Source organism: Pseudomonadota bacterium, from assembly GCA_027620075.1.
Lineage (GTDB): Bacteria > Pseudomonadota > Alphaproteobacteria > Rickettsiales > UBA6187 > 1-14-0-20-39-49.
Window position 1 is genome coordinate 17,884 of record JAQCEY010000009.1, and the last position, 13,498, is coordinate 31,381.

Annotated in this window: 16 protein-coding genes; 10 read left to right on the forward strand and 6 right to left on the reverse strand. The window is 38.2% G+C overall.

The annotated features are described in order from the left end of the window. Window positions 1–5: 5 nt before the first annotated feature. The gene (locus O2942_10285; protein ID MDA0782636.1) at window positions 6–731 is read right to left on the reverse strand and encodes a response regulator transcription factor; all 726 of its coding nucleotides are present in this window, start codon (window positions 729–731) and stop codon (window positions 6–8) included. A gap of 207 nt (window positions 732–938) precedes the next feature. On the opposite strand from O2942_10285, the gene O2942_10290 reads away from it, so the two are divergent. The 3 genes from O2942_10290 (at window position 939) to O2942_10300 (ending at window position 3,535) form a co-directional block, all read left to right on the forward strand. Beyond that, a complete protein-coding gene (locus O2942_10290) occupies window positions 939–1,289 on the forward strand; it encodes a hypothetical protein (protein MDA0782637.1) in 351 nt (116 codons plus the stop codon). A gap of 163 nt (window positions 1,290–1,452) precedes the next feature. Further along, on the forward strand, window positions 1,453–1,884 hold the full coding sequence (locus O2942_10295) for a hypothetical protein (protein MDA0782638.1): 432 nt from the start codon (window positions 1,453–1,455) through the stop codon (window positions 1,882–1,884). A gap of 100 nt (window positions 1,885–1,984) precedes the next feature. Continuing rightward, the gene (locus O2942_10300; protein ID MDA0782639.1) at window positions 1,985–3,535 is read left to right on the forward strand and encodes a hypothetical protein; all 1,551 of its coding nucleotides are present in this window, start codon (window positions 1,985–1,987) and stop codon (window positions 3,533–3,535) included. Window positions 3,536–3,558: 23 nt separating this feature from the next. Here the strand turns inward: O2942_10300 and glmS are convergent, their stop codons facing one another. Then, on the reverse strand, window positions 3,559–5,391 hold the full coding sequence (glmS, locus tag O2942_10305; GenBank protein ID MDA0782640.1) for a glutamine--fructose-6-phosphate transaminase (isomerizing): 1,833 nt from the start codon (window positions 5,389–5,391) through the stop codon (window positions 3,559–3,561). 139 nt (window positions 5,392–5,530) lie between these two features. Then, window positions 5,531–6,139: a ribosome-associated translation inhibitor RaiA gene (raiA, locus tag O2942_10310; GenBank protein MDA0782641.1), complete on the reverse strand. Its 609-nt coding sequence runs from the start codon at window positions 6,137–6,139 to the stop codon at window positions 5,531–5,533. Between the two features lie 181 nt (window positions 6,140–6,320). Here raiA and lptC point away from each other — a divergent pair, with 181 nt between their 5' ends. Continuing rightward, entirely contained in the window at window positions 6,321–6,998 is a 678-nt protein-coding gene (gene lptC, locus O2942_10315; GenBank protein ID MDA0782642.1) for an LPS export ABC transporter periplasmic protein LptC, read from the forward strand. Between the two features lie 2 nt (window positions 6,999–7,000). Here the strand turns inward: lptC and O2942_10320 are convergent, their stop codons facing one another. After that, on the reverse strand, window positions 7,001–7,615 hold the full coding sequence (locus tag O2942_10320; GenBank protein MDA0782643.1) for a ribonuclease H-like domain-containing protein: 615 nt from the start codon (window positions 7,613–7,615) through the stop codon (window positions 7,001–7,003). Between the two features lie 194 nt (window positions 7,616–7,809). Here O2942_10320 and O2942_10325 point away from each other — a divergent pair, with 194 nt between their 5' ends. Further along, window positions 7,810–8,286: a hypothetical protein gene (locus tag O2942_10325; protein MDA0782644.1), complete on the forward strand. Its 477-nt coding sequence runs from the start codon at window positions 7,810–7,812 to the stop codon at window positions 8,284–8,286. Window positions 8,287–8,538: 252 nt separating this feature from the next. Here the strand turns inward: O2942_10325 and O2942_10330 are convergent, their stop codons facing one another. Both O2942_10330 and galU read right to left on the reverse strand, forming a co-directional pair. Beyond that, entirely contained in the window at window positions 8,539–9,846 is a 1,308-nt protein-coding gene (locus O2942_10330) for a UDP-glucose/GDP-mannose dehydrogenase family protein (GenBank protein ID MDA0782645.1), read from the reverse strand. 8 nt (window positions 9,847–9,854) lie between these two features. Continuing rightward, window positions 9,855–10,733 carry a UTP--glucose-1-phosphate uridylyltransferase GalU gene (gene galU / locus O2942_10335; protein MDA0782646.1) on the reverse strand — a complete coding sequence of 293 codons (879 nt, stop codon included), beginning with the start codon at window positions 10,731–10,733 and terminating at the stop codon, window positions 9,855–9,857. A gap of 143 nt (window positions 10,734–10,876) precedes the next feature. Here galU and rpmG point away from each other — a divergent pair, with 143 nt between their 5' ends. From rpmG to O2942_10360, 5 genes are all read left to right on the forward strand, one after another. Further along, window positions 10,877–11,119 carry a 50S ribosomal protein L33 gene (rpmG, locus tag O2942_10340; GenBank protein MDA0782647.1) on the forward strand — a complete coding sequence of 81 codons (243 nt, stop codon included), beginning with the start codon at window positions 10,877–10,879 and terminating at the stop codon, window positions 11,117–11,119. A gap of 92 nt (window positions 11,120–11,211) precedes the next feature. Next, on the forward strand, window positions 11,212–11,403 hold the full coding sequence (locus O2942_10345; protein MDA0782648.1) for an HIG1 domain-containing protein: 192 nt from the start codon (window positions 11,212–11,214) through the stop codon (window positions 11,401–11,403). Between the two features lie 70 nt (window positions 11,404–11,473). Further along, window positions 11,474–12,220: an electron transfer flavoprotein subunit beta/FixA family protein gene (locus O2942_10350; protein ID MDA0782649.1), complete on the forward strand. Its 747-nt coding sequence runs from the start codon at window positions 11,474–11,476 to the stop codon at window positions 12,218–12,220. Further along, window positions 12,220–13,146: an FAD-binding protein gene (locus O2942_10355; GenBank protein ID MDA0782650.1), complete on the forward strand. Its 927-nt coding sequence runs from the start codon at window positions 12,220–12,222 to the stop codon at window positions 13,144–13,146. The genes O2942_10350 and O2942_10355 overlap by 1 nt, the downstream gene beginning before the upstream one ends. Before the next feature lies 1 nt (window position 13,147). Further along, window positions 13,148–13,480 carry a helix-turn-helix transcriptional regulator gene (locus O2942_10360; GenBank protein ID MDA0782651.1) on the forward strand — a complete coding sequence of 111 codons (333 nt, stop codon included), beginning with the start codon at window positions 13,148–13,150 and terminating at the stop codon, window positions 13,478–13,480. Window positions 13,481–13,498: the final 18 nt, after the last annotated feature.

Below are 13,498 nucleotides of genomic sequence, written 5' to 3' on the forward strand. Positions count from 1 at the left end.
AGTTTTTATGCAAACGCCCTTTGAGGGATACTTTCCTCTGCGATAACTTCCATTCTGTAACCTATGCCGGGTTCTGTTATAATACAAACCGGATCCTTAGGATTATCTTCTATTTTTTCACGTATCTGACTTATATATACACGCAAATATTGTATGTCATCTCCGTGAGCCGCACCCCACACGTCATTGAGAAGTTGTTTGTGAGTTACCATCTTTCCCCTGTTTACCGTCAGGTAACGCAGCAAATCATATTCCTTAGGGGTAAAGAAGGATTTTACACCTCTTAATAAAACCTCATGACGCACCAGATCCATGGTTATATGACCGTTCGTCAAAACAGGTACTCCCGCCTCTTCCGCTGCAAACTTACGTAAATTCGTTGCTATTCTGGCAAGCAATATATCGGGATTGAACGGCTTTGTAACATAATCATCAGCACCACGGTTTAACGCATCGACAATCTCCCTGTCATCATTACGCACCGAACAGACTATTATAGGAGTTTGCGACCATTGACGCACCATGTCAATAACCTCTTTACCGTCAATATCCGGCAATCCTAAATCAAGTAAAATAAGATTAGGTTTCAAAGAGGCGGCAATCCTTACCGCCTGAGTACCGTTATCACATTCTTCAGTTTTATATCCTTCGCTTTCCAGTGTTATTTTAAGCAATTTCCTAATCTGCGATTCATCATCTACTATTAATATTGTATTTTTCTTCCTTATCATGATACTTACCCTAAATTATTTCATTTAATAATATAGTAATTTTTGAAATATAAATTTACCATTATGATTATTTAATAACAAATTTATAATAAATTTATCTTTTTAAATCATCTGTCATATCGACTATTGACTACGGATTTAATATTTTTAACGCATAAATGCTAACAAAGCTTTTCATAATAACCAATAAAATAAGAGGATAATTTTATGTTTCTAAAAAAGAATATATTACTTGCATCAACCGGTCTAATATTAGCGTCTTCAATCGCTATGGCAGATATAAAACAACGTATAGGCAATTTACCTGATGAAGGGCAGATAGCCATTAACGGTAAGGTTGAAAGCGTCGAAAGTAAAAAAGACTTTACCCTCCGTGACGAATCGGGCGATACTATAAGCGTACAAACACCAAGTGAAATCACTTTCAACGAAGGGGATAATGTTGAAGTACACGGACATGTCGGAAAAGATGCAATGGGTGAGCAAAAAGGCATAACGGCCTTTAAAGTAAAAATAAACAACAATGCTCAATCAGAAGATGCTACAAAAGTAAATTAAAAAATATCATAATTTAAGATATGTAAACTTTTCAAAATTGCTAAAAAAGCCCTGCTTGTTTTAAGTGGGGCTTTTTTTTGCATCAAAAACAATAAACTTTTGAATTATTGGCAAAAAAAGTGTATAATTTATCAGTATGATAATTTAATTTAAGTAGTAAACTATGTTATATGTAGCACTTACGGTAGCTTTCTGCGTTTTTTTTGTAGTTTATTGCATAATATTAAAAATTTCCGGACGCATCGCAGGCATAAGCCAAGTAACAATAATGCAATGCGTTTTTATATTTGTTATACCGTTGGTTTTGGTAAAGACACTATCTGTTATATTATTAAAAACCGTAGATGACGAACTAACCGGCGAATTGATATTGTTGGGGTTTTATACGATAGTTGAGATATCTACTATTTACCGCTCATTATACGGTATAACCCTGTTACGTTCGATAGCTTTCTTTATCGTATCAAAAATAGTCGCCGTTATATTAGCTGCTGCGTTTATTGCCTTTATATATTCGGCAGACATGCACGGAATGCAGAGTTGGATTAACAATCACATTTTAAATAACGGTTCAAATGAACAAGTCGGTCAATAATTACTACTAGCCGCAAAATCAAAAACAGATTGAATTTAATACGATAATCATTTAGTTTCCGAAACTTGTTTTTCAGTCATTGATATAGGATTTCCATATAATGAGAATATTTTTCTTTCTTGGGCAGACGTTTTTTGAACAAACCGTTAGTATAGCCAAAGAGATAGAATCAAAGTATCAGGGAACCGAATTCAGAGCGATAGTAGCGGCACGTTCAAATCTTATAGAAGAACTTGATAAAATTGATAACCCTAAATTTACCAATTATGACTGGTTAAGCGGTCTTGAAAAAAAATGGCTTGAAACCCCGCTTGATATAAAAAAGCTAAAAGACTATGAACAAAAATTGGGTACTAAAATTTTAAGGCGTATAATTACCGCTGATAGGGAGTTAGGGGTCGGATTTGTAAGTGGCGGAATAGTTGAGCGTACCGATCTCATTAAATGTATTAAAAAAAATGATGATGCCCATTGGAGGTATGTTGTAGGTCTTTTAGACTATCTATTCAATGAATATGAGAATCACAGACCTGATGCGGTTTTTGCATATTGCGTTGCAGGTGCAGTCGCCTTTGCAATGGGAGAGGTAGCACATTATTTCAAAATTCCGTTTACACAACCTGTTATAGCCAGAGTAAAACATTGTTGTATAATGGACGATAACAACTACTGGTCTTTGCGTCCTGCTACCGACCTGTTTGACAATGCACTTAATGACCCGTCCCTTGTAGCAGACAAGATGGACGAGGCAAAAGAATTTATAAAAGACTTCAGGGAAAAACCGATAGCGCCTCAAGACACGGTTTCTTGGATAAAAGAGTTGAAGAAAAACAACTCATACACCGGCATATTAAAAACAATAGCTACAGATATAATTCGCTGGGGAGCAATAGAACTAGGTCTGAAAGGTACAAAGGGTGTTATAAGGCAACGCAACGGCTACGACATCCTTATAAAAAACTTACGCTACTTCCGTTATATGAGAAATGCATTGAACAATAATATCAGGCACTTTCATAATGACGTAGGTGATAGGGAATATATATATTTCCCCCTTCATGTTGACCCGGAAGCATCCACAATGGTTCTGGCTGATATGTTTACCGACCAGATGGCTGTTATTGAATCAATTGCAAAAACAATGCCTGCCGGAATGCGTCTGATAGTAAAAGAACATATCCCTTGCTTAGGTCACCGCCCAAAAGGCTTCTACAAAAGGATAGCCGACATGCCTGACGTACGTTTAGTCAACCCGTTTATGAACAATTTTGAGATAATGAATAATGCAAAACTTGTCTGTACTATTACAGGAACAGCAGGCTGGGAGTCTTTCATCTTTGGAAAAGCACCGCTGGTAATAGGTAACGTATATTATTTAAAATTAGGCGAAGGTCTTGTTCACTGTCAGGATCTTTCCAAAATGGGCGATGCTATTAAAGAAGCATTAAAGACGGAACCTGTGAGCGAAAAAAGGCTTCAATTGTTTATTGCGTCAATAATGAAGCTTTCTATCGATATATCACCTGAGGATATGTGGTTTGAAAAATATGCCGACCTTGAAAAACGCAAGCAGGCAGTTAAAAAGATGGCAGATCATCTTATAAATATGGCGAACAACAAGCCCGATACAAGAAAGAGAAACAGCTCCTAGAATAACAACTCCAATCAACAAGTCTATTCAACCGTTACGGATTTTGCAAGGTTTCTGGGCTGGTCAACATTAGTCCCTTTGGCGATAGCTACATAATACGCTATAAGCTGTATAGGGATTGCATATAGTATGGGAGCGGCAAACGGGTCGGCTTCCGGCAGTTCTATCACGGTGTGGACGATATCTTCTAGTTGCGATATACCTTTTTTATCGGAAAGTAATATTACCTTCCCTCCCCTTGCTACAACCTCATTTATATTTCCTGCCGTTTTTTCAAATAGCTCATCTGACGGAGCAATCGCAATAATAGGGATATTATCGTCAATCAGGGCTATAGGACCATGTTTTAACTCTCCTGCGGCATTTGCCTCGGCAGGTATATAGGTTATCTCCTTTAATTTTAACGCACCCTCTAAGGCGAGAGGATAAGTAAGCCCTCGACCTATATAAATAATATGAGAAGCATTAACCAAATCCCTTGATAATTTTTCTATCATTTCATCATGATGGAAGATATCCACCATACGTGATGACATTTCCGAAAGAGAGTGTGATAGCTCGGCTTCTTCTATATTGGATATGCTTTTTTTGCTTACTGCCAATGCAAGGGTAAAACAAGCCAGAGTCATAAGCTGGGCTGTAAAGGCTTTTGTAGATGCAACCCCTATTTCAGGTCCGGCATGGGTTTCTAAAATAGCGTCAGCCTCTCTTGCCATAGTACTGGTTCTTACGTTAACTATAGCAAGTGTATGCTGACCTTTTTGCTTTGCATATCTCATTGCCGCCAACGTATCTGCCGTTTCTCCTGACTGCGATATAACAATCGTCAGCCCGTTTTTCTGCAATATCGGCTTGCGGTATCTGAACTCTGAAGCTATATCTACATTTACCGGCACTTGTGCTATTTGTTCAATCCAGTATTTTGCAGTCATTCCGGCATAAAAAGATGTGCCGCAGGCAACAATATTTATAGCGGTAATATTTTTTAGCTTAAAAGGCAATTGCGGCAACTCAACCTTACCCGTTACAGGGTGATAGCAGCTTTTCAGGTTATTGGCTATTACGGTAGGTTGCTCATAAATTTCCTTTAGCATATAATGAGCATAATTTTCTTTTGCAACCATTACATCTTCGGCTTTCACCTCAATTATCGCACGCTCAATTTCTTTTCCTGAAAAATCATAGAGCTTTGCATCATTTTTTGTTAAAACGCCGATATCACCGTCTTCCAGATATGATATGTTTTTTGTCATATGTGACAGGGCAAGTGCGTCCGATGCTATATACATTTCCTCTTTTCCATAGCCTATAGCTAATGGCGAACCCTGTTTGGCTATCAAAAGAACATCATCTTCACCTGAGAATATAGCACCTATCGCAAACGCACCTTTTAGTATCTTTACAGCCTCAAGCATGGCATTTTTGGGGGATTTACCTTGCTTTATAAATTTCTGCAATAGGTTAGGAATAACTTCCGTGTCGGTTTGGGTTACGAATTTTACACCTTCTTTTTCAAGCTCGCTACGGATTTCAAGGAAATTCTCAATAATGCCGTTATGGACTACCGCAATATTCTCCGATATATGCGGGTGAGCATTTATTAATGTGGGTGAACCGTGCGTAGCCCACCTTGTGTGTCCGATACCTATACACCCTTGCGGTTTTTCTTCTTCCACGGCTCTTTCAAGATTTATTATCTTTCCTTTAGCCCGTGACCTTGATATCGACATATCACCTAAATTGGACTTAACAGCGATTCCCGCAGAATCATACCCCCTGTATTCCAGCCGTTTAAGACCTTCTATCAGTCTGCTTACGACATCCGAATCACTGATGATACCTATTATTCCACACATACTATATCATTATTTATTTGTTAGATTTAGGATAATAGCTGAAATAGGACAATCGTACAATAATTAGTATTGTAAATAGCCAAAATTGATAAAAAAACCCTCAATAAGAGGGCTTTTTAGTTTTTAAGTAATTTATAGTTTATGCGGCAGCTTCTTTTGCCACCCTTGCGGAGTCTATCCATGAGATATTACCGTCTTCACGGCGATAAACCACATTAACAGAGCCTGTCTTTTTGTTTATGAACATCAAGGCAGGTAACTGCCCCAAATCCATTCTCATAACCGCATCACTTACGGTTAAAGTCTCTATTTCAGTCGGCTTTTCAGCGATTATCAAAGGAGCATCGTTATAGTCCTCCAACTCACTATCTTTTGCGTCAACCTCAGATGACAATATATATTTAGTCCCTGTGATAAATTCGACATTATCCTTGTCAATTCTGGTTTTGTGATGATTCTTAATTCTGCCTTTATATCTCCTTAGTTGCTTTTCAACTTTTGCAGAACACAGGTCAAATGCCGTGTATACTTCATCATCTTCCGCACTGCCTTTCATAAGCGTACTATTTCCCGTACCTTCGTTTACGAGAATATCCGCTTTAAACAGGTGTCTTTCCTTTGTAAATACAACATCTGCACTAATTGCGTGTTCAAAATATTTAGTTACTACTGCCTCAAGCTCTGCTATTACATATTCCTGCAAAGCAGTACCAATTTCTAGGTGTTTACCAGATACGGTTATCTGCATAACAAGACCTCCCTTTTCTTATATAATTGGTTTTAAAAATGATATTATATTCTGAAGAATATTCATAATTTTATTATACTCCATTAAAATCTTAATGTAAAGCAAACTAGGACGTGGCTATTTTCCTTGCAAATAATAGTATTTTGCATAGAATCGGTACAAATTAATTCAAATTGACCAGATGCTCAAAAGTAAAATAAACAATCTGATAAAAGCCCTAAAAAAGCTTATAAATATGCTTCTTGAGCCTGTTATCGGTTATACAAGGGTTGTATTTGCTACAAAGTTTATTTTATCTGCAATAGCTTTAATATTGATGTTTACACTTATTTTGCAGCCGTTATTGAACCCCGCGCATGATAATTACAGAATCACTTTTTCAAACATAGAAGCAGGAAGTGAAGGTAAACCGCCCAAAATGATAAATCCGCGTTTTCAAGGGGTGGACAAGGACAACCAAACTTATAACGTCTCCGCAAAAACAGCTACAAAAATCAAGGACGAAGTACTTATACTAGATACGATAAATGCCTCTGTTGAACTACGTGACGGCAGATGGGTCTTGCTTAACGCAAATAAGGGCGTATTAAAGCACAAGGAAGAACTTCTGGAACTAAGCGACTCGGTGTACCTATTTACCAATGACGGTTACGAGTTTTACTTGAGTAACATATTTATCGATATGGATAAGCATATGGCATATAGTGAAAGTAAGGTTACCGGAAAAGGTCCCGCCGGCACGGTAGAAGCAAATAGTGTAAGACTATACGACAAAGGACAAAGAGTCGTTTTGGACGGAAATGTTAAGTTAGTTCTTTATCCGGAAAATATCAAAAAAGCCTCGGCTCAGAATAAATAAAATTATTTATGTGCAAAAATATCTTGCTCAGCCCAACCGACAAGGTCAAGCTCGGCTCTAGTCTGAATAAAATCAAAACATTTTTGAGCCAATTCCATGCGACCATCTCTTTTAAGCATAAAATCAAGCTTTTCCATCAAATCATGCAAGAAAAGCACGTCAGATGCTGCATATTGTATCTGTTCTTTAGAAAGCTCTTCGGCTGCCCAATCCGAGGATTGTTGTTGTTTTGATATCTTCTTATCCAGCAATTCCTGACATAAATCCTTTAGCCCGTGACTATCGGTATAAGTCCTGCATAACTTGGAGGCTATTTTAGTGCAGTATATATTATTTGTATCAACGCCCAAATAATGCTTTATAACCGCTACATCAAATCTTGCGAAGTGGAATATTTTAGTGACCGAGTCGTCTTCAAATAGTTTTTTCAGGTTAGGTGCTTGATAACCTTCCCTATCCATCTGCACCAGATGTGCGTTGCCATCACCTGCCGATAGCTGAACAACACAAAGCTTATCCCGCAGATTATTTAATCCCAAAGTTTCAGTATCAACCGCAACCGATTGATTAAAAACAATACCATCCGGCAAATCGCCTTTGTGAACATAATTAGTCATTTATAAAATCCATTTTTTTATAAGGACTATAACTTCTTATGCTTTTCAGTCAAATAAATATGTGATTTAAACTTTCAGAGGCTTACTTTAAAGTAAAAAAAAGTAAAAAATATTAACCTTTGCCACATTGACAATTCAACCAAATTAAGTGATAAAATTTAAATATTACAATTTTTAAAAGGAGATTATTATTTATGTATAGAACATCACAGTTATTAAAAAAAGCAGGAACATCTAATCTTTCACGCTTACTCAATGCACGCTCTAATAAACCATGGTCTGAAGGCACTACAATATTAGAAGAAGACATTACAAATTATAATAAATCTTTCAAAAATGCTATTGAGTCTGTATATAAAGATCCAAAAATCTTCTACAACTTAGCAGTTGAAAATAAAAATCCGGAAGGCTTAAGTGATACGTATGATGATCATATAATGAAAATTTTTGAAAACGCCAGAAAAAACATCAACCCAAACTCAAACTCAACCGACGAAGAAAAGAAGAAGAATGTAATTCCGGTTGCAGAAATACTCTTTAAAACAGAAGGATTAAAAGACGTCAGTGGTTTTTACCCAATAATACACGAAGAAAAAGATCTTAGGCGTAAATTCAATAGAATGTTAAACGAAGAAAATTTATTAGAAAAAAAAGAAGGTCTCAGTCGTTAGATATATAAACGTTAAAAATATAAACGTTTAAAACAACAAACCCACCTCTACTTGGGGTGGGACTTTTTATTTTTATAGCTTAATAGTCTACCTGACTTTGCTTTTTGGCTTTTTTACCCCTTGCGTTCAGAGTTCTAACCAATAATTGTATTATTACCTCAAAAAGTTAACATTTAGTTAAAAAAACATAAGAAAATAAAAAAATCGTAATTCCGGCAGTGTTTATTACAGATAGACTTTGTAACACTTAGCTTACTTCCCAAGGCAGATGTACCTCAAGCCCTCCTGCTCAACAGCCTTAGCATCAAGTATATTCCTCAAATCAACAACAATATTACCTTTCATCAATTTTTTAACTTCACTTATATCAAGGTTCTTGAACTCGTCCCATTCGGTAATTATAACAACAATATCAGAATCCATTATCGCTTTTCGGGCTGTTTTACACCAGATTATACTTTCCTGTGTCAGTTCCTTTTTGGCTTCATTCATGCCTTCGGGGTCATAAACCGAAATATTAGCACCTTTGGCAAGTAGCTGTGATATTATAACCGTACTCGGGCTATAACGCATATCATCGGTATTGGCTTTAAAGGTAAGCCCTAATATACCGATATCCAAACCTGCAACACTACCACCTGCGGCAGAGACTATTTTACTTACCATGCGTTTTCTGCGGTCGTCATTTGAATTAATTACCGATTCTACTATTTTGGTCGGAAAGCCTGCGTCGGTTGCTATATGCGTCAATGCCATAGTGTCTTTGGGAAAGCATGAGCCGCCATATCCGGGACCGGGCTGCATATACTTACCGCCGATACGGTTATCCATTCCCATACCCTTTATTACAAGGTCGACATTAGCTCCCACTCCTTCGCATATATCCGATATTTCATTGGCAAAAGCAATTTTTGTAGCCAAAAATGCGTTTGATGCATATTTTATAAGCTCGGCAGTCGGAATATTAGTAAATAAAATCGGAGTACCTTTATCAATCAGCGGCTTATAAAGCTCACTCATTACATTTTGACTAAACTCAGTTTCACACCCGACAACTATCCTATCGGGCTTCATAAAATCCTCGATTGCAGCCCCTTCCCTCAAAAATTCAGGGTTAGAGGCGACATCACACAACAAACCTTCGCATTTACTTTTCAATATCTGCAAAACTTTTGCTCCCGTACCCACAGGAACAGTCGATTTAGTAACGATAACCGCCTGACTGCTTAGATTATCGGCAACTTCCTGTGCTGCGGCAAATACATATTGCAGATCGGCACGCCCCGTACTTGCATCTGTCGGAGTTCCAACTGCCAACAACACAACCTGTGCATCATGTATAACGTCAGATAGCACTTTGGAGAAATTAAGTCTGCCGTTTTGTGAGTTTCTTTTTACTATTTCATCTAATCCCGGTTCATATATAGGAATCTCGCCCCTTAGCAGCTTTTGTATTTTATTCTCATCTTTATCAACACAAACTACATTATGCCCCATATCGGCAAAGCAAGCACCCGACACAAGCCCTACATATCCCGTTCCGATAACAACTACTTTCATTCTTTCCTCTAAGCGAATTTTTTCAACATTGATTCAACACGGTCTTTCATACTTTCATCTTCCATTGCATAAGCTATGTTAGCCTCTAAAAATCCCAGCCTGTTACCGCAGTCAAAACGCTTTCCTTCAAACTTATAGCCGTAAAAATCTGCATCACTGAGCATTTCCTGCATAGAATCGGTAAGCTGTATCTCGCCGTCTTTAGCTTCCCTGCCCTTTGCCAGATACTCAAATATTTTAGGCTCAAGTATATATCTGCCCGATATTGATAAATTAGACGGAGCGTCTTCAGGCTCAGGTTTTTCCACCATGCCTTTTACTTTTATGACATTTCCTTTTTCATCAGGATTTACGGGGTCTAAAATACCGTATTTCCTTGTATCTTCATTAGGTACTTCGCCAACCGCTATAATGTTACCGCCGACTTCGTTATAGACTTCCACCATTTGGGCAAGCAGCCCCTTTTGTTTATTTAACACCATCTCATCGGCAAGTAATACGGCAAACGGCTCATCTCCTATAAAATTTCTGGCACACCATACGGCATGACCAAGCCCTTTTGCCTCTTTTTGCGGAATGAAAGCTATCTGACCCGATTTGGGTATCCAGTCTTTAACGACAGACAGAGTTTTTTTCTTTTCATCTCTATTTAAAATAGATTGCAGTTCAAAAGCGTGGTCAAAGTGGTTGTTTATAGCACTTTTATTGCGTCCTGTGATGAATATGAATTCTTCAATACCCGCCTCTACTGCTTCTTCGAAAGCATATTGTATAAGCGGCTTTGCCGCAACAGGCAGCATTTCCTTAGGGATAGCTTTTGTTGCAGGCAGGAATCTCGTCCCCAGCCCCCCGACAGGAAAAACCGCTTTTCTTAATGGTTTAATCATAAAAACTCCTCGACCGACGACGAAAATAGGGCTAAAAACTAAAGTTTTAGGTTAAAAATTGCAAGCGTTAATATTACTATTGACATTTATGTAAAAGTCTTTATTTTGCCTTGCTCGGATTATTACCAAATGGATATAAGAAAATGGCTAAGAAAAATACGATATTAGTAAAATTAACTAGCACGGGTATTAATAAGAACGGCAAGCCTACAGGCACATTCTTCGTTAAAAAAAGAAACCCTAAGAAGCAACCTGAAAAATTATCTTTCAAAAAGTACGACCCTAAAGCCGTAAAAGACGATAAGGGCAATTCTGCTAATGATAACAAACCGGGAATGCACGTTCTTTTTGTTGAGAAAAAAATGCCTAACCCTAAAGCTAACTAATTTGCTTTTATATATAATTTCTCCTTTTGCCCCCTTGCTACGCTTGGGGGTTTTTTATTGCTATTTCAATAAAATTGTTATATTTTGTGGTCATGGAATCATCTTTAATATTATTTACCGTTCTAACATGCATGACCCTGCTGGTTTTAGTAGCAGGAGTTTTGGTTATGGCAAAAGGCGGGGAATTCAACAAAAAACACGGCAATAAACTAATGGTCGCCCGTGTTGCGTTACAGCTATTTGCCGTTCTTCTGTTAGGCGGTCTATATTTATTCGCAAAATAATCAAAAAATACTATAAATTATCCGGCATTGTAGTAGTATAATTAGCTGCTAAACGCTAACAGGAGTAACAATGAAAATACTAGTACCCGTAAAACGTGTAGTTGATTACAACGTAAAAGTCAGAGTTAAATCGGACAATTCTGCGGTAGAGACGGCAAACGTAAAAATGTCGATGAACCCCTTTGACGAAATTGCAGCCGAGGAGGCGATAAGGCTAAAAGAAACCGGCAAAGCTGACGAGGTTATAGTCGTATCAATAGGCAACGCAAAATGCGAAGAGGTCATAAGGACGGCTATGGCAATGGGGGCAGACAGAGGAATATTGGTAAAAACAGACGTTGAAACCCAGCCCCTTGGCGTAGCAAAAACCCTAAAAGCTATAGTTGAACAGGAAGGAATCGGTCTTGTTATTATGGGTAAACAGGCTATTGACGATGACTACAACCAAACAGGTCAAATGCTGGCAGCCCTGCTTAACTGCCCACAAGCAACTTTTGCTTCTAAAATTACAATTAACGGCGATTCTGCCGAAGTATCCCGTGAAGTAGATGCCGGAAGCGAGACTATAAAAGTGAATTTACCTGCGGTTATTACTGCCGACCTTCGACTTAACGAGCCTCGCTACCCTGCCCTGCCCAATATCATGAAGGCACGCAGCAAGCCGATGGATACGAAAACCCCTGAGGATTACGGTGTTGATATTACCCCACGTATAAAAACCATAAAAGTTGAAGAGCCTGCTAAACGCACGGCAGGTGTCAAGGTGGAATCGACGGAGGAACTAGTCGAAAAATTAAAAGCAGCAGGAGTGATATAATGACCGTACTGGTAATAGCAGAACATGATAATAATAACTTAAAGGCATCTACGCTAAATACGATTACGGCAGGTGCAAAGCTTGGCTCGGTGGAAGTTTTAGTTGCAGGTTCCGGTTGCTCATCTGTGGCTGAAGAAGCTTCTAAAATAAACGGCGTATCAAAAGTCCTGAAAGCCGATGATGCGGCTTACGAAAATGCACTTGCTGAAAATCTGGCAGCACTTATAAAAGAAATTGCACCTAATTACAGCCATATATTAGCACCTTCTAACACTTTCGGTAAGAACTTTATGCCCCGTGTTGCGGCATTGCTTGATGTATGCCAGATAACAGATGTTTTAGAGGTAGTATCGGAAGATACCTTCAAACGTCCTATATATGCAGGCAATGCTATTGCTACCGTACAAACCTCCGACAGCATTAAAATACTGACGGTTAGGACAACCGCATTTGAAAAAGCCTCCCAAGGCGGCAGTGCTTCTATTGAGGAAATATCTTCCAAAGGTGATAGCGGTTTATCTTCCTTTGTAAAACTGGAAGGCTCAGGCTCGACAGGACCCGATTTATCAAGCTCAAGGGCTGTTATATCAGGCGGACGCGGCATGGCATCAAAGGATAATTTTATATTGATAGAAAAAGTTGCAGCTAAAATAAATGATTGTGCAATAGGTGCATCACGTGCGGCGGTGGACGCAGGTTATATCTCAAATGATTATCAGGTAGGACAAACAGGCAAGATAGTTGCCCCCGAATTATATATTGCAGTAGGTATATCGGGAGCTATCCAACACCTTGCAGGAATGAAGGACAGCAAAATAATTGTAGCTATAAACAAAGATGAGAACGCACCTATTTTTGAAGTGGCGGATTACGGTCTGGTAGCAGATCTTTTTGATGTGTTGCCTCAAATGGAGCAGCTATTATAAAATGGCTAAACGTGCAAAAAATATCCGACCTTCCTCTGCATTACTAGGCAAGAACATAGCCCGATTGCGTATCGCAAAAGATATGAGTCGTAATCAGTTAGGACGCATGATAAATAAAAACGAACAACAAATAGCCAAATATGAAGCCGGCGAATTTATTCCGCTTCCTGTAATAGAAGATATCGGAAAAGCATTAGATGAACCTGTTCCTAAAAAAATTATCCGTAAAATATCTTTTATACGAAAGCTTGAAACCGAACAAAACGCAAAACTGGATAACGAACTATCGGAATTATATAATCTTGCATTCGGCGATATTTATGATGAAGATTAATAATACATAGGAGACAAA